The sequence below is a fragment of the Janthinobacterium sp. 13 genome (genome assembly GCF_002749695.1).
GTDB lineage: Bacteria > Pseudomonadota > Gammaproteobacteria > Burkholderiales > Burkholderiaceae_D > Janthinobacterium > Janthinobacterium kumbetense.
On record NZ_PEEQ01000001.1, the window covers coordinates 60,186 to 84,974 of the forward strand.

The 24,789-nt window shown below is 63.1% G+C and carries 17 protein-coding genes and 2 tRNA genes; 4 read left to right on the forward strand and 15 right to left on the reverse strand.

All coding sequences use genetic code 11. The annotated features are described in order from the left end of the window. Positions 1-8: 8 nt before the first annotated feature. Complete coding sequence (locus CLU94_RS00265; protein ID WP_099664130.1) at positions 9-1,061, reverse strand: GGDEF domain-containing protein; 1,053 nt, start codon at positions 1,059-1,061, stop codon at positions 9-11. Positions 1,062-1,295: 234 nt separating this feature from the next. On the opposite strand from CLU94_RS00265, the gene CLU94_RS00270 reads away from it, so the two are divergent. Beyond that, positions 1,296-2,921: a response regulator gene (locus CLU94_RS00270; protein WP_099664131.1), complete on the forward strand. Its 1,626-nt coding sequence runs from the start codon at positions 1,296-1,298 to the stop codon at positions 2,919-2,921. Between the two features lie 207 nt (positions 2,922-3,128). On the opposite strand, the gene CLU94_RS00275 is transcribed toward CLU94_RS00270, so the two are convergent. The 7 genes from CLU94_RS00275 to CLU94_RS00305 form a co-directional block, all read right to left on the reverse strand. Further along, positions 3,129-4,223, reverse strand: coding sequence for a S41 family peptidase (locus CLU94_RS00275; protein WP_099664132.1), 1,095 nt, complete (start codon positions 4,221-4,223; stop codon positions 3,129-3,131). A gap of 106 nt (positions 4,224-4,329) precedes the next feature. Continuing rightward, positions 4,330-4,863: a MarR family winged helix-turn-helix transcriptional regulator gene (locus CLU94_RS00280; RefSeq protein ID WP_099664133.1), complete on the reverse strand. Its 534-nt coding sequence runs from the start codon at positions 4,861-4,863 to the stop codon at positions 4,330-4,332. A 294-nt stretch (positions 4,864-5,157) separates the two neighbouring features. Continuing rightward, a complete protein-coding gene (locus CLU94_RS00285; RefSeq protein ID WP_099668097.1) occupies positions 5,158-5,460 on the reverse strand; it encodes an HNH endonuclease in 303 nt (100 codons plus the stop codon). Positions 5,461-5,632: 172 nt separating this feature from the next. Then, positions 5,633-6,340 (reverse strand): hypothetical protein, encoded by a 708-nt coding sequence (locus CLU94_RS00290; RefSeq protein ID WP_099664134.1) that lies wholly within the window; start codon positions 6,338-6,340, stop codon positions 5,633-5,635. Between the two features lie 264 nt (positions 6,341-6,604). After that, positions 6,605-7,255 carry a TetR/AcrR family transcriptional regulator gene (locus CLU94_RS00295; RefSeq protein ID WP_099664135.1) on the reverse strand — a complete coding sequence of 217 codons (651 nt, stop codon included), beginning with the start codon at positions 7,253-7,255 and terminating at the stop codon, positions 6,605-6,607. An 11-nt stretch (positions 7,256-7,266) separates the two neighbouring features. Further along, positions 7,267-9,693: a membrane-bound PQQ-dependent dehydrogenase, glucose/quinate/shikimate family gene (locus CLU94_RS00300; RefSeq protein ID WP_099664136.1), complete on the reverse strand. Its 2,427-nt coding sequence runs from the start codon at positions 9,691-9,693 to the stop codon at positions 7,267-7,269. Between the two features lie 298 nt (positions 9,694-9,991). Further along, positions 9,992-11,044 (reverse strand): NAD(P)-dependent alcohol dehydrogenase, encoded by a 1,053-nt coding sequence (locus CLU94_RS00305; RefSeq protein WP_099664137.1) that lies wholly within the window; start codon positions 11,042-11,044, stop codon positions 9,992-9,994. A 179-nt stretch (positions 11,045-11,223) separates the two neighbouring features. On the opposite strand from CLU94_RS00305, the gene CLU94_RS00310 reads away from it, so the two are divergent. After that, positions 11,224-12,186: an AraC family transcriptional regulator gene (locus CLU94_RS00310; protein ID WP_099664138.1), complete on the forward strand. Its 963-nt coding sequence runs from the start codon at positions 11,224-11,226 to the stop codon at positions 12,184-12,186. Here the strand turns inward: CLU94_RS00310 and CLU94_RS00315 are convergent. Beyond that, complete coding sequence (locus CLU94_RS00315; protein WP_099664139.1) at positions 12,168-15,740, reverse strand: hydantoinase B/oxoprolinase family protein; 3,573 nt, start codon at positions 15,738-15,740, stop codon at positions 12,168-12,170. The genes CLU94_RS00310 and CLU94_RS00315 overlap by 19 nt on opposite strands. Before the next feature lie 108 nt (positions 15,741-15,848). On the opposite strand from CLU94_RS00315, the gene CLU94_RS00320 reads away from it, so the two are divergent. Then, positions 15,849-17,417 carry an NAD(P)H-hydrate dehydratase gene (locus tag CLU94_RS00320; protein WP_257218615.1) on the forward strand — a complete coding sequence of 523 codons (1,569 nt, stop codon included), beginning with the start codon at positions 15,849-15,851 and terminating at the stop codon, positions 17,415-17,417. Positions 17,418-17,508: 91 nt separating this feature from the next. Here CLU94_RS00320 and CLU94_RS00325 read toward each other — a convergent pair whose 3' ends face one another. Continuing rightward, positions 17,509-18,270, reverse strand: a complete 762-nt coding sequence (locus tag CLU94_RS00325) for an ABC transporter ATP-binding protein (protein WP_373609640.1) — start codon at positions 18,268-18,270, stop codon at positions 17,509-17,511. On the opposite strand from CLU94_RS00325, the gene CLU94_RS00330 reads away from it, so the two are divergent. Beyond that, on the forward strand, positions 18,269-18,958 hold the full coding sequence (locus CLU94_RS00330) for an arylesterase (RefSeq protein WP_099664141.1): 690 nt from the start codon (positions 18,269-18,271) through the stop codon (positions 18,956-18,958). The two genes, CLU94_RS00325 and CLU94_RS00330, sit on opposite strands and share 2 nt — an antisense overlap. 169 nt (positions 18,959-19,127) lie before the next feature. Here CLU94_RS00330 and CLU94_RS00335 read toward each other — a convergent pair whose 3' ends face one another. The 5 genes from CLU94_RS00335 to lon all read right to left on the reverse strand — a co-directional run bounded on the left by CLU94_RS00335 (position 19,128) and on the right by lon (position 24,648). Then, positions 19,128-21,053 (reverse strand): SurA N-terminal domain-containing protein, encoded by a 1,926-nt coding sequence (locus CLU94_RS00335; protein WP_180278541.1) that lies wholly within the window; start codon positions 21,051-21,053, stop codon positions 19,128-19,130. A 411-nt stretch (positions 21,054-21,464) separates the two neighbouring features. Continuing rightward, positions 21,465-21,541: transfer RNA gene (locus CLU94_RS00340), tRNA-Asp, on the reverse strand. 17 nt (positions 21,542-21,558) lie between these two features. Then, positions 21,559-21,635: transfer RNA gene (locus tag CLU94_RS00345), tRNA-Asp, on the reverse strand. A gap of 124 nt (positions 21,636-21,759) precedes the next feature. Then, a complete protein-coding gene (locus tag CLU94_RS00350) occupies positions 21,760-22,032 on the reverse strand; it encodes an HU family DNA-binding protein (protein ID WP_010398442.1) in 273 nt (90 codons plus the stop codon). A 204-nt stretch (positions 22,033-22,236) separates the two neighbouring features. Next, positions 22,237-24,648 carry an endopeptidase La gene (gene lon, locus CLU94_RS00355; protein ID WP_034787304.1) on the reverse strand — a complete coding sequence of 804 codons (2,412 nt, stop codon included), beginning with the start codon at positions 24,646-24,648 and terminating at the stop codon, positions 22,237-22,239. Positions 24,649-24,789: the final 141 nt, after the last annotated feature.

Sequence of the window (24,789 nt, forward strand, 5' to 3'; positions counted from 1 at the left end):
GCATGCCGTCAGGCAATGACATAGCGGTTCTTGCCCTGGTGCTTGGCCTGGTACAGCGAGGCATCGGCCAGGCGGTAGCTGTGCGCCAGCTCCGTATCGCAGGCCAGCTCGGCAATGCCCACGCTGATCGACACGGCCTGCCCCGGATTGAAGGCCAGGTAGACGGCATCGACGAGGCTGGCGGCGAACTGGCAGACGGCGCGCCGGTCCCCCGCGTAGACGATGCCGAACTCCTCGCCGCCCAGGCGTCCGCACAGGTGGCCGCCGCAGGCATCGGCGATGATGCCCGCCGTCTTGACCAGCACCACGTCACCCGCGTCATGGCCCAGGGTATCGTTGATTTTCTTGAAATTATCGATATCGATCATCAGGAAGTACATCGGTTGCGGCCGCTGCTGCAATTGCTGCGTCAACTCCGTAAAGCGGCGACGGTTGTTCAAGCCCGTCAAGCCATCCTGGTAGGCCAGGCGGGTCAGCGCCTCCCTGGCGCGGAAGTCGCGCAGGCGCAACAGATTAAAGCTGATGCTGAGGACCAGGCCGAACAGCATGCTGTAGACGATCAGCAAGTTTGCCCAGGCTGCATGCGCCATGGCGGGATCGATCGGGAAATGGCCGTAGCCCAGTATCAGCCAGACTGCCGCGGCAACGATGAGATACACGACGCAGCCATTGAAGATGGGCGCCGCCAGCAGCACCATGAACACGCCCACGGGCTGCATCCAGAATTCGGCCTGCCCCGCCGCCTCCGCCAGCAGGCGGAAGCAAAAGGCAATGGCGCACATGCCCACGGCGCCCCCCAGTTTCAGCACCCAGATGGCGCGCGCGGCCACATTGATGCCGATAGCCAGCACGATGCCGGCCAGCGCATACAGCAGCGCGCCCCTGTCGAGCGTATTGACATGCGGAATAAAAGCCCACACGAACAAGATACTGGCCAGGCCAAAGGACTCGCTGACGACGGCCATGCGGCGCAATTCGGGAAAATACTTCTCGGCATGCGCCCGTCCTCCGCCGAAAAGCAGGTGGTGCAGGGTTTGCCTGCGAGTCTCGGTCAAGTACATGGCGGCTTTCCAGGCGTGGTGTCAGGCATGAGCGAACGCAAAAGGTTGCTTTTAGGATACCCCGCGCCTGCCCTGCCCGCAAGCGCGCGCGCCTGCCGTGTCGCGCCGCGCGCACTCGCCTGCATTTTGTTAGCGATTTGCACTGGCTTTGCAGTATGCTGACAAATAGTAATATTATTAGACCGTCGTACCATCGAGCCGCAGAGCCATACACAGATGAACGAGAGCTGAACAATGCCAGAAACTAGCGACTTATCTGTCCTGATCGTCGACCCGAACCCCAGCATGCGGGGCAATCTGCACAATATGCTGAACCAGGCGGCCATCACCAAGGTGGAATATGCCGTCAATTCCGGCACGGCCATCCGCTTGCTGACGAAGAAACCGTTCGACATCATCCTGTGCGAATACGATCTTGGTAGTGGCACGGATGGCCAGGATGGCCAGCAATTGCTGGAAGACTTGCGCCACCACAAGCTGATCGGCCTGTGGACGATCTTCATCATGCTGACTTCCGAAGCCATCCACAGCAAGGTGATCAGCGCGGCCGAACTGACCCCGTCCGACTACATATTAAAACCGTTCACCGTCGACGTGCTGAGCGGACGCATCGCGCGCGCCATCGAGCGGCGCGCCATGTTCCTGCCCACGTATCAACTGATCGACAAGGGCGACTTGCGCGAAGCCGTGAAAAGCTGCCGCGCGGCCGAGCTGCAGCATCCACGCCTGGCGGCCGATTTCACCCGCCTGCGCGCCGAGCTGCACCTCACCCTGGGCGAATGGAAGGAAGCGGAGCAGCTGTACGCCGACATGCTGGCCACGCGGCCCATGGCCTGGGCCCACCTGGGACTGGCGCGCACCCTGTTCGAGCAGCAGCGCCACGAAGAGGCGCAGGATGCGCTGCTGGAACTGGTGGAAATCTATCCCCGCTTCATGGCCGCCTACGACTTGCTGGCGAAGAACCATGAAGCCATGGGCCAGCAGCTGCAGGCCAAGAAAATCCTCGAAGACGCGGTGGCCATCTCGCCGCACATGGTGCGCCGCCTGCGCCACCTGGGCGGCATCGCGTATGACACGGGCGACATCGGCGCGGCCGAACGGGCGTATAAGCAGGTCGTGACGAAAGCGAAGTACTCCGAATTCCGCGATCCGGAAGACCACGTCAACCTGGTGAAGACGCTGGTAAAGAAAGGCGACGCGCCGCAGGCGAGCGGCGTGCTGCGCGACATGGAACGCTCGCTGCGCGGCGGCGCCAACGTGGAAGCGTGCCGCGCCATCTCGGCCGCCATGCTGCACGAATTGTCGGGCAACGACATCGCCGCCGCCAGCGAACTGCAGCTGGCCGCCGCCGCCCTGGATACGGCGCGGGGCCTGTCGACGCAGCTGAAGGTGGGCCTGGTGCAAAGCTGCCTGAAGAACAACCTGGAACAGGCGGCGTCCGACGTCATGATGAAACTCGTCAACGAAGCGGACAGCGAGGTGACGATGGAAGCGGCCGTGGACGTGTTTGAAAAGGCGGGCCGCCATGATCTGGCGCAAGGCATGGGCCAGCAGATCACGAACCAGGTGCAGGAACTGATGCAGGATGCGGCCAGCAAGTCGGAAAGCGGCGAGCTCAAGGGCGCCGTCTTCGTGCTGCGCCAGGCCCTGCGCAAGACGCCGGGCAACCTGCCAGTGCTGTTCGCCTCCGTCGACGCCATCTTGCGCCAGCTCAATATGCTGGGCTGGGAAGCCCCGCTGGCCGAACAGGCACAGCACCAGATGCAGGTGATCCGCAAGATCGACCCCAAGCATCCGAAGCTGGAGTCGCTCAAGCAGCAGTATGCGGCCACGCAGCACAAATATGGTATTGCGACCTGAGTTAAGGGACGCACTGCAAACCTGCTGCGCAGCCCACTCTCGGGTTGGCGTTGCTCACCGTACTAAAGTACGGCTGCGCTACTCAACCCGACATTGGGCTTGCTCGCTACGGTTTTCAGAGGCGTCGTGACGTGCGTTGGCGTCAAAAACGCGCAGGTCGGATTAGCGAGCCGCGCGCTTCGTCGCGGGCATGTCCGGCGGCTTGCATCAAGGCTCGCCCCTGAGCGTGTAGACCGGCTTCTCGGATTCGCCTTTTTCCGCCATCGCAAGCACGCGCTGCAGTTCCTTGCGCTCGCTGCCCTCCTTGGCCGATGACACCAGGTTGCGCAGGATGGCGACATGCGCCGCCTGCAGCGCCTGCGCCGCGGGCACGGCGATGTCCGGTTTCACGCCGACGTGCTCCCAGTTGGTTTTGGTGACGACATTGGTCGTGCGCGCGGTCGGGATGGAGACGATGATGTCCTGCCCCAGGTTGTACCAGCTCACGGGATTGGAGCCGCCGCCGGTGGTTTCCCCGACCACCGTGCCGCGCTTTTGCGCCTGGATGCCATAGGAGAAATCCTCTCCGGCGGAAAACGTGCGGGCCGAGGTCAGCACGTACACGGGCTTGTCGTAACGCTGTGCGACCGTCTTCACGGTCCAGAACTGCCGCGTCAGACCGGTCGGGCGATCGTACATGTCGATCAGGTGGCGCTCGTCGCCGAGCGGGAAGAAATGACTCATCAGGTAAGCCACGCTGGCCGGGCTGCCGCCGCCGTTGCGGCGCAGGTCGAGGATCAGCGCATCCGTCCCCGCCATGAGCGACATCGCCGCCGTGTACGCCGCGCTGACGTATTCCGGGCCGCCGAAGCCGCGCAGCTCGATATAGCCGACGTTGCCGGGAAGGCGTTCGATCTTCTCGATGTCATAGCCACGCCGCGCGGTCTGGTCGCGCCATTCGTCCGTCTTGGCGCGGCTAGGCAGCTCGGGGTTGGCGCTGCGCTCGCGAAGGCCTTCGTACACTGCGGTGCCAAAATGCAAGTCGCCGCTCAATTCCCGCAAGTCCTTTGCCAGCGCCGTACTGAACGCCTGGGTGTTGGCGGCGCTCGCATAGCCTCCTTCGGCATTTTTCCTGGCGATCGCAGTGCCGACCCGTTCGGCCACAGCCGGTTCGATGTAATTCGCGTTCATTTTCGTGACCAGTGTCTGCACGATCGCAGCGCGGCCGGACGCGTTCAACGCGGTGTCCGCCGCCGCAAAGGCCTGAAACGACACCAGCGTACCCAATACGACAGCTGCGACAAATTTCTTGCTACCTGACATACATTCCTCCAAGTTGGACTGCGAAGCGATTGATCGTTGTGTGAAAAAATACGCGTGATGCCCCCGGGCGCGTCATCGAAGCGGCGCCTGGGCAGGCATGCCTGCATCATTCGGGTTGATCGTCCAGGTGTGGCCGTGCCTGCGCCGGAGCGGTATCGAGCTGCGGCCCGCCGTCGCGCAGGCGCCGCAAGTTGGCGTCGCGGATGCGCGCGCCGAAGGAGCGTGTCTCGAGTACGGCGATCGCCTGTCCGAGGCAGGCGGACAAGGGAAACGCCAGTTCCGCATCGAGGCTGTCGGCCGCCGATTTGGTCGCCTGCCAGCACACGCGCAGGCGCGGCAGCAACGTTTCGCCAGCGGCGCTGAGGCGCACCACGCGCTGCCTGCCGTCTGCGCCGCCGGCAGCCACCGTCAACAGGCCCTTTTTCACCATCAAGGCCACCGTCTGCGTCGCGGCGGGCTGCGTGAGGCCGGCCAGGGCCGCCAGCTCGCCGACGGTCGCGCTAGCCTGCTCGGCCAGCACCCGCATCACCGGTGTGTAGCGCGGCCGGTAATCCAGCCCCGCGTCCACGTAGGCTTGCTCGACCGCGCCGTCCAGCAGTTCGATGAGATGTCGTAATTGTGTGCCGAGTCCAGGTTTCATGGAACCATGGTAGCACCATTTACATAAGAGCTTATATAAATATTTTACATATTTGAAAACGCTTGCGGCTACCGCCGCCGGAGGCTGCCGCGTGGAACTCAGGAAGATGAGAGACGAGATAAGGTGAAAAACGGATGGATGGCGTCTGGGGCCAACGGGGCATCCCCGCCCTGACGGATGGCTTAGGATGCCCTGCCCGACCGGGCGGGAATCAGCAGCGCGCCAGCTACGGCGCGCTACAGGTCATCGCCTGCATTTGCGCCAGGTTGTAAGCTGTTTCCAGGACCGCGATTGTCAGCGCGGCAATTTATACCGTATCAGCAGCGTAGGCCCCTTGCCGCCGGATGGCGTCAGCAGTATCTCGTCACCGGGCTGCATCTCTTCATACATCACGGTGCAACAGGTCGGCATCGAGTGGCCGCGCGCCGGATACACGCCGACGTCGGTGTGCAGGGTTGCAGCGCGCACGTCCACGCTGGTCTTGCCGGCCTTTCCCTCTTCTTGCAGCAGTTTGCGCAATGCGGTGACGAAGTCCCCTTTGCTGAGCCTGACAGGCGTCTGGCTGGCTTGCGGGCGCGCGGTTGCGTCGTTTTTCATGGCAGTTTCTTTCAGTGTATACATTCCCGCCACTATATCATCCGCCCCCTGGCGGCATCAGGCCAAAATAGACGCCAGCCCTGGCCGCTTAAGCTCTGCTGATGGTGCGCTCCGGCGGAACTCGCAGGCAGGTGACTCTTATTTCTTTCCGAGACAGGTGCAACAGGCCGGCTTAGCTAAAGTCCAACATGATTAAAATAGTACTCGATGGAATGTCGTAGAACATCAAAAGCTTATCTGCTCCATGGTCCCGATAGCGATACCCAACCAATATCCCAATTAATCGATATCGCTGCCCCTGTTCGTTTAGCGGATGAGTGAAGTTGACGCCATTAACCGTCTCGTCCTCGCGCATCATCCGAGATGGCCTGAATCCCCATTTAGCCACCTCATCAGGCAAGGAGAGATCGTTGGTCCAGTTGCCGGCCAGGGCATTTCCTCCAAAAGCGGTGCCCCAACCAAAGCTGTCAGATTGCCTATTCATGAGACCCTGCTCATGCCATGCGCGCCTACGCTCGGCATAGCTTTTGTTCGCCTCCCCGTACCAAAAATCAGCCTCCACATCATGCTCCCGATTAATCGCAAAATAGCGCCAATCGCCGGCGAATCGATACTTTGATCCTATCCGAACGAACTTAATCCATGCTTCGCCACAGTGAGGACCGTAGTAATCCGTGCTGCCTTCGCCCAAAGCACCATCATACGGCTCTATGGGCAAGACGAAGTGGAACTGCCCGGTCCACGTAGGGTCGACCTGTGCTGCGGGTATGGTTAGAATAGGATGGAACACCTTCAGATGGAGCCCGACGTCTTCCATAAAGACGTCGTCTGGATCAGGATAGGGCACGAATCCGGGAGGGACTACTAAATTTTGAGCCATTGATGATGCAACCTTATGTAAATAGTGACTTACATAAGCCAGACGTTTCTCGGAGATGGAAACCGCATTTATTTTGCATCATTATGCAAAAATATTTTTTTGGATTGCAACGGGTTCACACGACACCGCAGAACTGCTCATCAACATCGCCGAAAGGCGGCCAACCGCATCCCGGTCGCGCAGATCGGATTAACAGGGCCGCCGAAGCACGCAAGCGCGTCATTCGAATACCAGCGGCCAACAGACTATTCTCGGATTACGGCCCTACCGGGCCGAATCCGCCTTGCGCGCCACCCTTGCCACCACCAGCTCGATCAGCTCCGCGATCAAGGGCCGGAACGTAGCCGCATTGCCGCCCTGCCCCAGCATGACGGTGCGCGTGGTCAGGTGCGAAAAGACGGCGTCGAACAGGATCTGCGGCAGGTTGGAGAACGAGGCGTCGGGCGCGATGCGGCCCTGGGCGCGCTGCTGTTCCAGCAGGCGCAAGATCAGCGCATGCCACACTTGCGGGCCGTGTTCGTACCAGGTCAGGCCCACGGCCGGCACGGCGGCCGCGCCCGTGACGACGAGGCGGTAGAAATCCACGTGGCGGGGGCTGGTGACGACGGCCACCAGTTCATCGAGGATCAGCTGCAAGCCCTGTTCCAGGCCCGCTTGCGAGGTATCGAGGCGGCGCAGGTCGATGATGAAATCGGCGCACAGGTATTCGACCACCGCCACCAGCAGCTCCTGCTTGCTGCCGAAATAGCGGTAGGCCGTGGCCTTCGAGCCGCCCGCCTCGGCCACGATGGCGTCCATGCTGACGCCGTCGTAGCCGGAGGCGAGGAAGAGGTCCGCCGCCGCCACCAGCAGCTTGCGCCGCCGCTCCTCGCTTCGGGTACTCGGGGAAGCTGGAACGGTGCGCAACTGGGGCATGAAGCAAACTCTTACTGTGTCTTGGGAAGCGCGTATGCTATCACGTAATCTCCCCGGTCCGGGCTCTGGCGGGCGCCGCCCGCCGCCACCACGACGTACTGGCGGCCCGAGGCTGGCGACACATACGTCATCGGCGTGCCTTGCGAACCGACCGGCATGCGCGCCTTCCACACTTCGCGTCCCGTGGCGATATCCATGGCGCGCAAATAATAATCCTGCGTGCCCGCATAAAACACGAGGCCCGACGCCGTGCTCACGCCGCCGCCCAGGGTGGGCATGCCCAGCGGGATGGGCAGCCGCGCGCGCACGCCGTTGATGACGGCGTCCTGCACGGTGCCGGCCGGACGTTCCCACACTTTCGTGCGCGTCTTCAAATCGATGGCGGCAAACACGCCCCACGGCGGGCTTTGGCAAGGTATGCCCAGCGGTGAATTGAAGGCCTTGTGGTCGATGACGAAGGGCGTGCCATCCATCGGATAGGTGCTGCCCACGCCGTGGCCCGACGTCAGCTTGGCCACGTCCACCGTTTCGCGCGGCACCAACCTGACCACTTGCGGCATGCGGATATCGTTGACGAACATATAGCCATTGCTTTCATCGACGGCCGCGCCACCCCAGTTGAAGCCGCCGTAGTAGCCCGGATAGATCAAGGTCTCTTGCGTGCTTGGCGCCGTGAACTCCCCTTTGTAATTGAGCTTGCGGAAGCTGATGCGGCACGCCAGCTGGTCGAAGAAGGTGGCGCCCCACATGTCGCGCTCCGTCAAGGTTTCCGCGCCGAGGGCCGGCATGCCGGTGGAATATGGCTGCGTCTTTGCCACCCAGTCGCCGGCCGCGTGCTCCTGCGGCACGGCTTTTTCGATGACTTCGGCAATCGGCTTGCCCGTGCGGCGGTCCAGCATGAAGATCTGGCCCCGCTTGGTCAGCTGCACCAGCGCGGGTATTTTCCCGCCCTTGCCGTCCGGGATGTCGTACAGGGCCGGCTGCGCCGCCACGTCGTAGTCCCAGATATCGTGGTGGACGGTTTGATACGTCCACCGTTCGCGGCCCGTGGCCATGTCGAGGGCGACGATGGCCGACGCGTATTTTTCCGTCAGCGGCGGGCGCTTGCCGCCCCAGAAGTCCGGCTGCTCGTTCCCCGTCGGCAGGTAGACGAGGCCCAGCGCATCGTCGAACGCGGGCGTGGACCACATGTTGGGCGTGCTGCGCGTGTAGGTCTGCCCTTCCGGCGGCAGCTTGGTGATGGCCGGATTGCCCAGGTCCCAGGCCCACACCAGTTCCCCCGTGTCGGCGCTGTAGGCGCGCACGACGCCCGATGGTTCATCGGTCGAGCGGCCGTCGAAGACCCAGCCGCCGAGGATGATCAGGTTGCGCGCCACCGTCGGCGCGGACGTGTAGGCGTAGTACGGCACGTTCATTTTCACCTTGCCCAGGCCGACGGTGAGGTCGACGGAACCCTTGTCGCCGAAGCCTTCGCACTGCTTGCCCGTCTGCGCGTCGATCTCGATCAGGCGCGCATCCATGGTCACTTGCACGATGCGCCTGGCGCACGCGCCCGCCGCCGGCGCGCCGGCCGCCTGCATGCCCTCGAAATGGAACGGTTTTGTCACCTTGGCCGGCTCGTAGTAGCCGACACCGCGGCAGCGGTTCCACGTCTTGGTGTTGACCGGCTTGGGATCGAAAGTCCAGCGCTCCTTGCCCGTATCCGCGTCCAGCGCGATGACCTTGCTCGTTGGCGTGCACGTGTAGATGGTGTCGCCGATCTGCAGCGGCGTATTCTGCGATTCGGACGCGCCCTCGGCCAGTTCGCCCGTACGGTAGCTCCACGCCACTTGCAGCTGGCCGACATTCTGCTGGTCGATCTGCGTGTACGGCGCGAAGCGCGTGCCTTTCGGCCCATGGCCATAATGCGCCCAGTTGGCGCTGCCGTCATTGACGGGCGTCACGGCATCCTGCTGCGGCTGCGCGGCGGCTTCCAGCACGCCGTGCGGCTGGAACATGGAGGCAAAGCCGGCCACCAGCACGACGGCAAACAGGGCCGCGAAGCCGCGCGACTGGCCACCGTGGCCACGGCCTGCCAGCCACGGATGCAGCAAGGCGGCCGCCAGGCCGATGACGAGGAATGGCGCCAGGCGCGGCACCATGGGCCAGAAGGCGAAGCCGATTTCCCACACGGCCCACAGCAAGGTCGCCAGCACCAGCGCGGCGACCACGCCACTGGCCAGCGGCTTGCGGCGCCAGTACAGCACGCCCGCCAATATTAAACCGAGACCGGCCAGCAGGTAATACCAGGAACCGCCGAGAGTAATCAGTTCGATGCCGCCCGCCGCCAGGGCCAGGCCGGAACATCCGAGAAAAACGCCAAAAACCGCCAGGGCAATGCGCTTGCCCCTGGAGACCGCCGGGATCGCCGTCGCTCCATTCTTTGTTGAAGTGTCCATTTTTTATCCATGACGCCTCCCCTGCCCAGGCCAACATGCAGGGATGGCTGATTTTTTTAAATCTACGTAGTGAAACTGTACTGTACGGTTTCATTTTATGCCGATTTTTGACGCAAGGAAAGAAAAATTGACAAGGGAGCTTGATTTTTGGCGGGGATGGGGTGTTGGCGGCGACCAAGGGGTCAGACCCGATGGGTCTGACCCCAGCCTTGTGCCTCGCTCGGAGTATCCAATGGTGCTCAGGGCTCAGCACCGGAAAAGCTGGGGTCGGACCCGACGGGTCCTACCCCTTGTCAAATTACTCAGCCAGCGATGACATATCGATCACAAAACGATATCTGACATCGCTCTTCACGACGCGCTCGAACGCCTCATTGATATCCTGGATGCGGATGATCTCGATGTCCGACACGATGTTGTGCTTGCCGCAGAAATCCAGCATTTCCTGGGTTTCCTTGATCGAGCCGATCATGGAGCCGGACAGGCTGCGGCGCGCGCCCACCAGGCCGAAGGCGCTGATCGGCGGCACGGCGCCGTCGGGAATGCCGACGATGACCATGCTGCCATCGACTTTCAGCAGGTTGATGTACTGGTTCCAGTCGATCGACGCGCCCACGGTGCAGATGATCAGGTCGAAGGTGCCAGCCAGTTTGCTGAACGTTTCCGCGTCGTTGGTGGCGTAGTAGTGATCGGCGCCCAGGCGCAGGCCGTCTTCGCGCTTCGACAGGGTCTGGCTCAGCACCGTCACTTCGGCGCCCATGGCGTGGGCGATCTTCACGCCCATGTGGCCCAGGCCACCCATGCCCAGGATGGCGACCTGCTTGCCGGGGCCGGCCTTCCAGTGGTTCAGCGGCGAGTACAGGGTGATGCCGGCGCACAGCAGCGGCGCGGCCGCGTCCAGCGGCAGGTTGTCGGGAATCGACAGCACATAGCCTTCCTTGACGACGATGCTGTCCGAGTAGCCGCCCTGCGTGGCCGTCTTGCCGTCCGCTTCGACGCCGTTGTAGGTCTGGATCAGGCCGGGCATGTACTGTTCCAGGTCCACGTTGCGGGTCTTGCACGTGGTGCAGGAGTCGACGAAGCAGCCCACGCCCACGTGGTCGCCCACCTTGAACTTGCTGACGTTGGCGCCGACGGCCGTGACGACGCCGGCGATTTCATGGCCGGGCACCATCGGGAAGGCGGCGCCGCCCCATTCATCGCGCGCCTGGTGGATGTCGGAATGGCACACGCCGCAGTATTTGATCGAGATGGCCACGTCGTCTTCGCGCGGGGCGCGGCGCTCGAACGTGAACGGTTGCAGTGCGGAGGTCGGGCCCTGTGCGGCGTAGCCTTTGGCGATGGTGGTCATGAAAACTCCTGTATCTATATGTGTGTAACGAGGGGGAACGCGTGCCATGCATGCGATTGCACAAGTGTGCCCGAGAAGCCGTCCCGCCGTTACCGCGATCCTGCAAGACCTTTGCACGATCCTCCAAATCTGCGTAAGATCAACCCCTGCCCTCCCTCGCCTGACGCATACTGCCACCCATGCCTACCTTACTCCTGCCCCAAGATGAAATCGCCGCCCTGATCAGCCGCCACGCACCGCGCACGGGCGACTACGCGACGGCCATCGGCAACCTCACCTTCCACCGCCAGTCGTCCGTCACGGAATCGCTGTTCCATGCGGCGCGCCCCAGCGTGGCCATCATCGCGCAAGGAGCGAAGGACGTCACCCTGGGCACGGAAACCTTCCATTACAGCCGCATGCAGTATCTGCTGACGTCCGTCGACCTGCCGGTGCAGGTGCGCGTGGTGGAAGCGAGCGTGGACAAGCCGCACCTGTGCGTGGTGCTGGGCATCGACATCGCCGACGTGGCCGCGCTGCTCGATAGCGAAAGCGGCGGCGACAGCGCCGCGCAGCAGAAAATCCTGCCCGCCACGCGCGGCATTTCCGTCAGCGACGTGTCGCCCGAGCTGCTCGACGCCATGCTGCGCCTCGTGCGCCTGCTCGACAAGCCGGGGGAAATCGCCGCGCTGGCGCCCCTGATCCGCCGCGAGCTGACCTACCGCCTACTCAATGGCCCCGTGGGCGCGCGTTTGCGCCACATGGCGCTGGCCAGCAGCCAGTCGCACCAGGTGGGGCAAGCCATCGACTGGATCAAGCACCATTACGCGCAGCCGCTGCGCATCGAGCACCTGGCCGGCATGGCGAACATGAGCATGTCGTCGCTGCACCACCACTTCAAGGCGATTACCGCCATGACGCCGATGCAGTACCAGAAGCTGCTGCGGCTGCAGGAGGCGCGGCGATTGATGCTGGTCGAGCAGATCGACGCGGGCACGGCCGGCTACCGGGTCGGCTACGCCAGCGAATCGCAGTTCAGCCGCGAATACAGCCGCCAGTTCGGCCGCGCGCCCATGCGCGACGTGGGCCAGGTGCGCGCGCAGCTCAGCGGCGCCAGTGCCGCCAGTGCCAGTGCCGACCTGGCCTATTCCGTCTTGCCGTAGCCGCCGCCGCCCGGCGTTTCGATGACGAACACGTCGCCCGCCCGCATGTCCGTCTTGCCGATATGCGCCAGGTGCTCCACCGTGCCATCGGCCCGCTCCACGTAATTGCGCCCCAGCGCGCCCGCCTCGCCGCCGGCCATGCCGAACGGCGGAATCATCCGGTTGTTCGACAGGATCGCCGCCGTCATCGCTTCCAGGAAGCGCACCCGGCGCACGCCGCCATTGCCGCCGTGCCAGCGCCCCGCCCCGCCCGATCCGGCGCGGATGCTGTAGCTGTCCAGGCGCACGGGGAAGCGCCACTCGAGGATTTCCGGGTCCGTCAGGCGCGAATTGGTCATGTTCGTCTGCACCACGTCCGTGCCGTCGAAGCCGGGGCCGGCGCCCGAACCGCCCGATATCGTCTCGTAATACTGGTATTTCTCGCTGCCGAACGTGAAATTGTTCATCGTCCCCTGCGAGGCGGCCATGGCGCCCAGCGCGCCATACAGGGCATTCGTGATGCAGGTCGAGGTTTCCACGTTGCCCGAGACGACGGAGGCAGGATACCGCGGGTTGAGCATGGAGCCGGGCGGGATGATCACGGTCAAGGGTTTCAGACAGCCGGCATTCAGGGGAATCGCGTCGTCGACGAGGGTGCGGAACACATACAGCACGGCCGCCATGCAGACGGCGGACGGCGCATTGAAGTTGTTCGGCAGCTGGCTTGAGGTCCCCGTGAAATCGATGACGGCGCTGCGCCGCGCCACGTCGACCCTGATCGCCACCTGGATGCGCGCGCCGTTGTCCAGGTCCAGCGCGTAGCTGCCATCCTTCAGGGTCGTGATGACCCGGCGCACGGCTTCCTCGGCATTGTCCTGCACGTGGCCCATGTAGGCTTGCACGACAGGCAAACCGAAATGCGCGACCATGTTATGCAGTTCTTCGGCCCCCTTCTGGTTGGCCGCCACCTGGGCGCGCAGGTCGGCCAGGTTTTGCCGCGGATTGCGGGCCGGCCAGCTGGCGCCCGCCAGCAAAGCCAGGGTGTCGTCTTCCCGCATCACGCCCGTGGCGCCGTCGACCAGCTTGAAATTGTCGATCAACACGCCCTCTTCCTCGATGCGCGTGGAGTCCGGCGGCATGGAACCGGGCGTCGTACCGCCGATGTCCGCATGGTGGCCGCGCGAACCGACGTAGAACAGGATGGAATCCCCCTTTTCATCGAAGACGGGCGAAATCACCGTCACGTCGGGCAAATGCGTGCCGCCGTGATACGGGTCGTTCAACATGAACACATCGCCCGGCCGCATGGCGCCCGCATTGCGCGTCATGACGGTGCGGATGCTCTCGCCCATGGAACCGAGGTGCACGGGCATGTGCGGCGCATTGGCGATCAAGTGGCCTTGCGCATCGAAGATGGCGCAGCTGAAATCGAGGCGTTCCTTGATGTTGACGGAATGGGCCGTATTTTGCAGGCGCAAGCCCATCTGCTCGGCGATCGACATGAACAGGTTGTTGAATATTTCCAGCATCACGGGGTCGGCATCAGTCCCGATGGCGCGCCGCTCTGGCAAGGCCACGACCCTGCGCAAGATCAAATGGCCATGCGCCGTCACTTGCGCGCGCCAGCCCGGCTCAATGACGGTGGTGGCGTTGGCGTCGCTGACGATGGCCGGGCCGTCGATGGCATCACCCGGGCGCAGACTGTCCGCCGCATACAGGCCGCTGTCGCGCCATGCACCGGCGCAGTACATGGCCACCGTCTGCACGGGCGCCAGCGCGCCAGCGCGCGTCGCATACGCCGGCGCGGCCGGCTGCGGCGCGTCGGATGCGCCGAGGGCTTCCACGGAGATGGCTTCGACGATCAAGGCGCGCGCCGGCATCAGGAAGGAAAAGCGTTTTTTGTACGCCGCTTCAAACTGCGCCTGCATGCTGGCCACCGTATCGAACAGCACGACGAGGGCCGAATCCGTGCCTTCGTAGCGCAGGTGCACGCGGTGCACGAGCGCGATGCGCTCGCCTGCCACGCCCTGGCGCAGCAAGTCGCCCCGCGCCTGTTCTCCCAGTGCGGCGAAATCGCGCGCCAGGTCGGCCCCCAGTGTCGCTTCGATTGCCCGTTCGCGCATGGCGCTCTGGTCGGCCAGGCCCATGCCGTAGGCCGACATCACGCCGGCCAGGCTGTGGATGAACACCGTGCGCATGCCCAGCGCGTCGGCCACCAGGCAGGCATGCTGGCCGCCCGCGCCGCCAAAGCTGGTGAGCGTATATTCCGTGACGTCGTGGCCGCGCTGCACGGAAATCTGCTTGATGGCGTTGGCCATATTGCCCACGGCGATGGCGACATAGCCTTCGGCCACCTCCTCCGGGGTGGCATTGACCGTGCGCGCCAGCGCTTCGAACTGGGCGCGCACCGTGGCCGCGTCCAGCGCTTCATCGGCGTCGGGGCCGAAGACGCGGGGGAAGAACGCGGGCTGCAGCTTGCCCAGCATGACGTTGCAGTCGGTGACGGCCAGCGGGCCGCCGCGCCGGTAGCTGGCGGGCCCCGGGTTGGCGCCCGCGCTGTCCGGCCCCACCTTGTAGCGGGCGCCGTCGAAATGCAGCAGGGAGCCGCCGCCCGCGGCCACCGTATGGATGCTCATCATGGGCGCGCGCATGCGCACGCCGGCGATCTGCGTCTCGAACACGCGTTCGAACTCGCCCGCGTAATGCGACACGTCCGTCGAAGTGCCGCCCATGTCGAAGCCGATGACCTTGTCGAAACCGGCCAGCGCGCTGGCGCGAACCATGCCGACGATGCCGCCGGCGGGGCCGGACAAGATGCTGTCCTTGCCCTGGAAGGCGCGCGCATCCGTCAAGCCGCCGTTCGACTGCATGAATTGCAGGTGCACGCCGGGCAGCTCCATCGCCAGCTGGTCGACGTAGCGGCGCAGGATCGGCGACAGGTAGGCGTCGACCACGGTGGTGTCGCCGCGCGCCACCAGTTTCATCATGGGGCTGACCTCATGCGACACGGACACCTGCGTAAAACCGGCTTCGCGCGCCAGCTGCGCCACCCGCGCCTCGTGCGCGTGATGGCGGTAGCCGTGCATCAGCACGATGGCGATGGCGCGCACGCCGCGCGCATGGGCTTGCGCCAGCGCGGCCTGCGCGGCCGCCTCGTCAAGCGGCGTCACGACGTCGCCGTGGGCGCCCACCCTTTCATCGATCTCGATCACGTCACCATACAGCAGTTCGGGCAGGATGATCTTGCGCGCGAACAATTGCGGGCGGTTCTGGTAGGCGATGCGCAAGGCGTCGCGAAAACCGCGCGTGATGGCCAGCACGGTGGGTTCGCCCTTGCGTTCGAGCAGCGCATTCGTGGCGACCGTCGTGCCCATCTTGATGGCGCCCACCTGCTCCACGGGCAGCGGCGCACCGGGCGCAAGGCCCATCAGCCGGCGCATGCCCGCCAGCGCCGCGTCGCGGTACTGGCCCGGATTTTCCGACAGCAGCTTGCAGGTGGCCAGGCTGCCATCGGGACGGCGCGCCACGATGTCCGTAAAGGTGCCGCCACGGTCGATCCAGAATTGCCAGTCCATCGCCTTGCCCCCGCTCTTATGTGAGATGGCTATTGTAGCCGCCAAACAGGCGCGCATTTCAGGCGTGCGCGCCTTGCCTTTCGCCCGCATCGGCCTTATGTTGAAGACATGCTGACTAACGGAACACGCGCCATGCCCCTGATCGACTCTGCAACACCGCTGTACTCCATCGCCGAACTGCGCGCCATCGAACAGGCGGCCATGCGCGACTTGCCGCAAGGGCTGCTGATGCAGCGCGCGGGCCAGGCGGCCGCCAGTGCCGCCCTGAAGCTGCTGCACGCCCAGGAAGATGGCGGCGATGCGGGCCACCGGCGCGTACTGGTGCTGGCCGGCCCCGGCGACAACGGCGGCGACGCGCTGGAAGCGGCCGCGCACCTGGCCGGCAGCGGCACCGAGGTGCTCGTCTGGCTGGCGCCCGCGGCGCAAGCCACGTCACCCGAGCGCGAACAGGCGCTGAGCCGCGCGCGCAACAGCGCCGCGCGCTGCATGGATGCGGCAACCAGCACGGCGTCGGCCGCCGTGGGCGCGGCGCCCTGGCATCTCGTCATCGATGGCCTGTTCGGCATCGGCGCATCGCGTCCCCTGGACGGCGAATGCCGCGACGTGGTCCAGCTGGTGAACCAGCTGGATTGCCCCGTGCTGGCGCTCGACGTGCCCAGCGGCCTGCACGCGGACACGGGCGCCATCGACGGCGTCGCCATCCGCGCCACGCACACGCTCACCTTCATCGGCGACAAGCCTGGCCTGCACACGGCAAATGGCCGCGACCATGCGGGCGAAGTGGAAGTGGCCGCGCTGGCCATCGCCCCTGCCCTGCTGCCCGCGGCGAAGGCGCAGCTGGGCGGCCTGCACCTGTTCGCCCGCCAACTGCAGCCGCGCCGGCAAAACACGCACAAGGGCAGCTACGGCAGCGTGGCCATCATCGGCGGCGCGCAAGGCATGGCCGGCGCGCCCATCCTGGCGGCCCGCACGGCCCTGCATGCGGGCGCGGGACGGGTGTATCTCGCCTTTCCCGATGCACCGCCGGCGTTCGACAGCGGCCAGCCGGAACTCATGTGCCGTCACGCCCGGGACGTGGATTTCTCCGGCCTGCACTTTGCCGCACTGGTGGCGGGGCCAGGCCTGGGCGACAAGGCCGGCACGGTGGAGCTGCTGCTGCGGGCGTTCGACAGCGACAGCCCCCTGCTGCTGGACGCCGATGCGCTGAACCTGATGGCGGCCGAACCGGAACTGCAATCGGCGCTGGCCATGCGCACGGGCGCGGGGGCGACGATATTGACCCCGCATCCGCTGGAAGCGGCACGCCTGCTCGACATGACGGTGGCCGAGGTGCAAGCCGACCGCCTGGGCGCGGCGCGCCAGCTGGCCACGCAGCTGGGCGTCATCGTCGTCTTGAAAGGGTCGGGCACGGTGATCGCCGCGCCCGACGGCCAGGTCGTCGTCAACAACACGGGCGGCCCCGCGCTGGCGACGGCCGGCACGGGCGACGTCTTGGCGGGCCTATGCGGCAGCCTGCTGGCGCAGGGCTGGTCGGAATGGGAAGCGGCGCTGGGCGCCGTGTGGCTGCACGGCGCGGCAGCCGATGCGCTGGTGGCGGCAGGCAGCGGCCCCATCGGGTTGACGGCGGGGGAATTGATCCCGGCCATCCGCCGGTTGATCAATGCCTTGTCGGCGTAATAACGACGTATTACAAGGAATGTCACGACGCCTGACAGCAAGTAGGTCGGATTAGCGCGTCAGCGCGTAATCCGACAATCGGCAGCACCAATCACACCAGCCTGCCCGCCGCAATCGTAATCGTGCGCCCGCAACGGGCCGCGATCGAGCTGTCGTGCGTGACGAGCACGAGGGTCGAGCCCCGCTCGCGGTTCAACTCGAACATCAGCTGGATCACGGCTTCGCCCGTGGCAGCGTCCAGGCTGCCCGTCGGCTCGTCGGCGAACAGCAGCGGCGGCTCCGTGACGAAGGCGCGGGCCAGCGCCACGCGCTGCTGCTCGCCGCCGGACAGGTATTTCGGATAGTGTTTCAGGCGGCTGCCCAGGTTCACCCTTCCCAGCATGGCTTGCGCCTTTTCCTTCGCGTCCGGGTCGCCGCGCAATTCCAGCGGCAGCATGACGTTTTCCAGCGCCGTCAAATGGGCCAGCAGCTGGAAGGACTGGAACACGAAACCGAGCTTTTCCTTGCGAAAACCGGCGCGGCCATCTTCGTCGAGGGCGAAGATATCGGTGCCGTCGAGCATGACCTTGCCCACGCTGGGCGTATCCAGGCCGGCCAGCAAGCCCAGCAAGGTGGACTTGCCGGAACCGGAGGCGCCGACGATGGCCAGCGTCTCGGCCGTTTGCACGGTAAAATCGACTTGATGCAGGATGGTCAGCTCACCATCGGCATCGGGTACGCGCTTGGCCAGCTGGACCACTTCGATGGCCGGCCGGGCATTTTGGCTGTTTTGACTGTTAGGTGCGGCAGGCCGCAGGGCGGCCGCGTCGGACGGGAGAAAACTGGTGGAAGTCGCTTTAGGGAATTCGGGCATGCTGATCTATCTTAAAAAATTTCGTGAACAAATAAGTGTCGAGGGCGGCAACCGCCTGCGGCGGCGCACCCTGTCCTTGCTTCCTGCGGCAGCCCTGCTCCTGGTGTCAGGCATGACGAACGCCTATTCTGCACCAAAAACGCTGCTGGTGCTCGGCGATAGCCTGTCGGCCGAGTATGGGCTGGCGCGGGGCACGGGCTGGGTGGCGCTGCTGGAACAGCGGCTGCAAGCGCAAAAGAACGACACGCGCATCGTCAACGCCAGCATCAGCGGCGAGACCACCAGCGGCGGCCGCGCGCGCCTGCCCGCCCTGCTGGCGAAGCACCAGCCCGACGTCGTGCTGATCGAACTGGGCGCCAACGACGGCTTGCGCGGCTTGCCCGTGGCGGCCGCCGAAGCGAATCTGCGCGCCATGGGCGAGGCGGCCAAAAAATCGGGTGCGCAGGTGGTGCTGGTGGGCATGCGCATGCCGCCCAACTATGGCCGCGCCTACGGCGAGCAATTCTATGGCGTGTACGGCAAGCTGGCAAAGGAATGGAAGGCGCCTTTGGTCCCCTTCATGTTCGAAGGCATCGCCGACCAGCCGCAGCTGTTCCAGGCCGACCGCATGCACCCGAACGCCAAGGCGCATCCGACGATTCTGAAAAACATCTGGCCGCAGCTGGCGCCGTTGCTGAAAGCCAAGTAAGCCAGTTGTTGACGTTACCTCTAGCCCGAGGCAAAAATCCGGGGTCAGACCCGGCGGGTCTGACCCCAGCTCTACGCTGATGGTCATGCTCAGTTCATTGGCACGCACATTCCGCAGACAAAAAAATAGCCGCTCGAGAGCGGCTATTTTTATGCGTGGAAACTAAATCTTACGGTGCTTCCGGCGCTGCGGCGGCTGGGGCGGTGAGCGGTTTGACGATCTTCACCTTGGCCTTGGCTTTCAGGTACTCGACGTAATCGAACATTTCCTGTTGCGCCAGGATGCCGCCGATCTGGTCTTTCTCTTGCTGGCGGCGGGCCGCGTCCACTTGCGCCGGCTGCTGCACCTTGCCGATGCGGTAGATGCCGTAGCCCAGGGCTGGCAGCTCCACGCCCACATAGGCTGGCAGCTTGCTCGTGTCGGCCTTCATGACTTGCGCGATGGCGGCACGGTTGATGCCGTCCAGCTTGCTGCGCGATACCCATTGCGCCGCGCCGAAACCCGTCGCATCGCCCGACGCCTTCAAGGCGGCCAGCTTGGTCTCGCCCGCCTTCTTGGCCAGCTTTTCCGCTTCTTCCAGGGTCACGCGCTGACGGATCATCGCTTCGACTTCGGCCAGCGGACGCTTCGTTGCCGGCTTGAATTCCACCACGCGGCCAGCGATCAGCACGTTAGGTGCGACGGTCACGGCTTCCGTGTTGCGCTTGTCTTTCAGCGAATCGTTCGAGAAGATGGCGGCCAGGAACTTGGCGTTGTTGAACGGCGCCTTGCCCAGTGCCGGCGACGGCGTGCGCGACAGGTTGGCGACGCTTTCCACTTTCAGTTTCAGCTTGTCGGCCACCGGCTTCAGGCTGTCCGATTGCTCGTAGACCGTGTTGGTGAACGTTTCCGCCATTTCCGAGTATTTCTTAGCAGCAAATTGCTTGCGCAGGTCGGCCGTGATTTCGCCGCGCACTTCGTCGAGCGCACGCACGTGCTGCGGCTTGAGCGAGGTGACGGTCAGGATGTGGAAACCGAAATCGGAAGCGACGACATCGCTGATTTCGCCTTGCTTGAGTTTCGAAACAGCGCTCAGCAGCGGTGCCGGCAAGCCATCCTTGCCGATCACGCCCAGGTCGCCGCCCTGTTCCGCGGAGGCCGGGTCTTCCGACTTGGCTTTCGCCACGGCGGCAAAGCTGGCAGGCGCCTTGCGCACTTCGGCCAGGATGGCTTCAGCCTTGGCCTTGGCGGCTGCCTTGTCGGCTGCCGAGGCGTCTTTCTTGACGGCTACGAGGATGTGGCTGGCCTGGCGCGCTTCTTCCGTCGTGTAGGCTTTCTGGTTCTTCGCGTAGTAGCCGGTCACGTCGGCGTCGCTGACGTCGACTTGCTCGCCGGCGGCGCTGTCGTCCAGCACGACGTATTCGATCTTGGCTTGTTCCGGGATTTCAAAGAACTTGCTGTTCTTGTCATAGAACGCCTTGATCATGGCGTCCGTCACTTTGACTTCCGACACGTACTGGGCGATCGGCAACAGCAGTTCCTGCACTTCACGCTCTTCCGAGGTGATGTCGGACAGGCGCTTGGACACGGTGTTCGGCGCGAAGGCGGTACCTTGCACGGCGCCGGCCAGTTGCTGCAGGGCCAGGTCGCTGCGGCGGCGCGCATCGTACATCTGCGGCGTCATGCCCTGGGCAGCCAGCATGGCCTTGTAGCGTTCCAGGTCGAATTTACCGTCCGGCAAGGTCAAGCCTGGGATTTCCAGCACTTCCTTTTGCAGCACGGCATCGCTGATGACGAGGTGGCTACGGCCCACTTCGGCGGCCACGGCGCGCTCGGCGATCAGGTTGTCGAGGATGCTCTGGCGCGCTTCCGGCGTGTCAAACATTTTTTGGTCGAACTGCTCGCCCATCATCTGGCGGTAGCGGTCGATCTGCTGGCGTTGCGCTTCTTCATATTGCTGCTGCGTAACGACCTGGTCGCCGACCTTGGCGATGGTGTTCGCGCCATCGCCGAAGCTTTGGTAGCCGCTGATACCGACCAGTGCAAAAGACGGGACGATGACCAGCATCAGGAGAAACTGCATCAAGCGTCGATGGGTACGAATAAATTCAAACATGGTCAGCCAATTCGGGATGAGTGGATCACTATAAAAAAAGGCGAACATGCGTTCGCCTTGATTTCTTCGGCGGAATGGACGGGACAGATGTCCACTTCCCCTTTAGATTCAACAACTTGGCGCTGGAACTAAAGCAGGATTCTGACGCCCAAGCCATTATCTCCTGATTCTACAATGCCCATAGCGCTATAGCAAGAGTAAATCAGGGCGCGCGCCCTGCCCTGGCGCCGCCTGGATGGCAAGGCGCCGGACTCGGGCATTTAACCCGATGCAGCTTAAAGGGGATTTAAACGCCGGCGTTTTTATTCAACACGGCAGGCGGGAATTTTAAAAAGCACGCGCGCCGAGATAATCTGGCGCTGAAAAAGAAAAACCCGCGCTACTTATTCAGCAGCGCGGGCTTCTATATTCTGGCGGAGCGGACGGGACTCGAACCCGCGACCCCCGACGTGACAGGCCGGTATTCTAACCAACTGAACTACCACTCCTTGAGAGCGTATTTTTTTGGCGGAGCGGACGGGACTCGAACCCGCGACCTCCGACGTGACAGGCCGGCATTCTAACCAACTGAACTACCACTCCGAAAAATACACAGTACTACTTGCATTTGTATCCAGGATCGCCATTCAAGAACGTCGATCCTGAAATCGCGGCACCCGGAGGCGCCGCCAAATGTTTCCGGTGATTGTCACCTCACCGAAGTCCGTTAGTTTACAGCATCCTTCAAAGCTTTACCAGCTTTAAATTTTGGAACTTTTGCTGCTTCGATCGTGATCGCTTCTTTGGTACGCGGATTGCGGCCGGTACGCTCAGCGCGTTCGCTGACCGAGAAAGTGCCAAAACCAACCAGCGTCACGCTGTCGTTGTTTTTCAAAGTTTCCGTCACGCCGCCGATAACAGCGTCGAGTGCGCGCGCAGCGGCGGCTTTGGAAATGTCAGCTTTTTCAGCAATGTGGTCGATCAATTCAGTCTTGTTCACTAGCATCCCCAATTACAAAGGTATAAAACGTTTACCGTATCGTTGCGGCACTTTTGGCACCACAGCTGTCCGGCGAAAAAAATGTGCAGGCGTATTAAACAAGCCACACTGTATATGTGTCAAGCGCTTTGGGGGCGCAATTCACGTTTCAATATAAAACAAGCGCTCTAAAAGCGCTTGTTTGGGGAAAACAGGGGTAAAACGTTAGTGTTTTACTACCTCACCGGCCGCGTCAGGCTTGGCCGCGGCGGCCGTAACAGCCTCCACCGCAGCGACGTCCGCCAACGCTTCAGGCATGCGTTCGAGGGCGATTTCCAGCACTTTGTCGATCCAGCGCACCGGCACGATCTCCAGTTTGTTCTTGACGTTGTCCGGAATATCGGCCAGGTCTTTCACGTTTTGCTCTGGAATCAGGACCGTCTTGATGCCGCCGCGATGGGCCGCCAGCAGCTTTTCCTTCAAGCCGCCGATCGGCAATACTTCGCCGCGCAAGGTGATCTCGCCCGTCATCGCCACGTCGGCGCGCACGGGAATGCCCGTGAAGACCGACACCATCGCCACCGTCATGGCCGCGCCAGCCGAAGGACCGTCCTTCGGTGTCGCGCCTTCCGGCACGTGGATGTGGATGTCGCTCTTCTCGAACACGTCCGCCTTGATGCCCAGGCGCTGTGCCCGGCTGCGCACCACCGTGCGGGCTGCCTCGATCGACTCTTTCATGACGTCGCCCAGGGTACCCGTGCGGATGATGCCGCCCTTGCCCGGCATCGACACGGCTTCGATGGTCAGCAGATCGCCGCCCACTTCCGTCCATGCCAGACCGACCACCTGGCCTACCTGGTTTTCTTTCTCTGCGACACCGAAATCATAGCGGCGCACGCCGAGGAATTTATCCAGGTTCTTCGAGTTGACGATGACTTTCTTGTCGGATTTCTTCAGCAGCAGCATCTTGACCACCTTGCGGCAGATCTTCGACACTTCCCGCTCGAGCGAACGCACACCGGCTTCCCGCGTGTAGTAGCGGATGATGTCGCGCAGCGCCGACTCGGCCACCGAGATTTCCTCTTCCTTCAAGCCATTGTTCTTGATCTGCTTCGGCAGCAGGTAACGCTGCGCGATGCTGGTCTTTTCATCTTCCGTGTAACCGGACAGACGGATCACTTCCATGCGGTCGAGCAAGGCTGGCGGAATGTTGTACGAGTTCGACGTCGCCACGAACATCACGTCGGACAAGTCGAAATCGACTTCGATGTAATGGTCGGAGAACGTGTGGTTCTGTTCCGGGTCGAGCACTTCCAGCAGGGCCGACGACGGGTCGCCACGGAAATCGGCGCCCATCTTGTCGACTTCATCGAGCAGGAACAAGGGATTGCGCACGCCGACTTTCGACAGCGATTGCAGGATCTTGCCCGGCATCGAGCCGATGTAGGTGCGGCGGTGACCGCGGATTTCCGCTTCGTCGCGCACGCCGCCCAGGGCCATGCGCACGAACTTGCGGTTCGTCGCGCGGGCGATGGACTGGCCCAGCGAGGTCTTGCCCACGCCAGGAGGACCGACGAAGCACAGGATAGGCGCCTTGAGCTTGTCGACGCGCTGTTGCACCGCGAGGTATTCCAGGATGCGTTCCTTGACCTTGTCGAGGCCGTAGTGGTCGCCCTCGAGCACTTTTTCCGCGTTCGCCAGGTCGTTATTGACCTTGGATTTCTTTTTCCAAGGCAAGTTGACCAGGGTGTCGATGTAATTGCGCACGACGGTGGCTTCGGCCGACATCGGCGACATCAGCTTGAGTTTTTTCAACTCGTTGGTAGCCTTGTCGAGCGCTTCCTTCGGCATTTTGGCCGAAGCGACCTTTTTCTCCAGCTCGTCGAGGTCGGCACCATCTTCGCCCTCGCCCAGTTCTTTCTGGATCGCCTTGACTTGCTCGTTCAGGTAGTACTCGCGCTGCGATTTTTCCATCTGGCGCTTCACGCGGCCGCGGATGCGCTTTTCCACCTGCAGGATGTCGAGTTCGCCTTCGAGCTGGCCCAGCAGGTGCTCGAGGCGCTTGGCCACGCTGAAAATTTCCAGGATGACTTGTTTTTGCTCAAGTTTCAGCGGCAAGTGCGCGGCCACCGTGTCGGCCAGGCGGCCGGCATCGTCGATGCCCGACAGGGAAGCGAGGATTTCCGGCGGGATTTTTTTGTTGAGTTTGACGTACTGGTCGAACTGCTGCACGATCGCGCGGCGCATGGCTTCGACTTCCGACTCGTCGCCCGGCTCGGACTCGAGCGGCGTCAGGTCGGCGATGAAGTGCGTCGGAGCATCGCTGATGTGGTTGATACGGGCACGCTGCGCGCCTTCGACCAGCACCTTGACGGTGCCATCGGGCAGCTTCAGCATTTGCAGAATATTGGCAACGCAGCCAATTTCATAGATATCCGAAGGAGACGGCTCGTCCTTCGCGGCTGCTTTTTGAGCGGCAAGCATGATGCTCTTGCCCTGCTCCATCGCAGCTTCCAGCGCCTTGATCGACTTTGGACGGCCAACGAACAGCGGTATCACCATATGCGGGAAAACGACGACATCCCGCAACGGCAATAACGGCAGTTGAGTTTGCTCAGTTAATTTGGAAGTTGTCATGGCGTACCTTATAGAAAGCGTGTTTACGATGTTGGCGCTCGCTGCCAAAACACAAGACCGGCGAGAATAAATAATTCTGTGAAACAAACATTTTTCTGTTTATTTCGCAAAACACACCCGCATGACGGTAATAAATGCAGT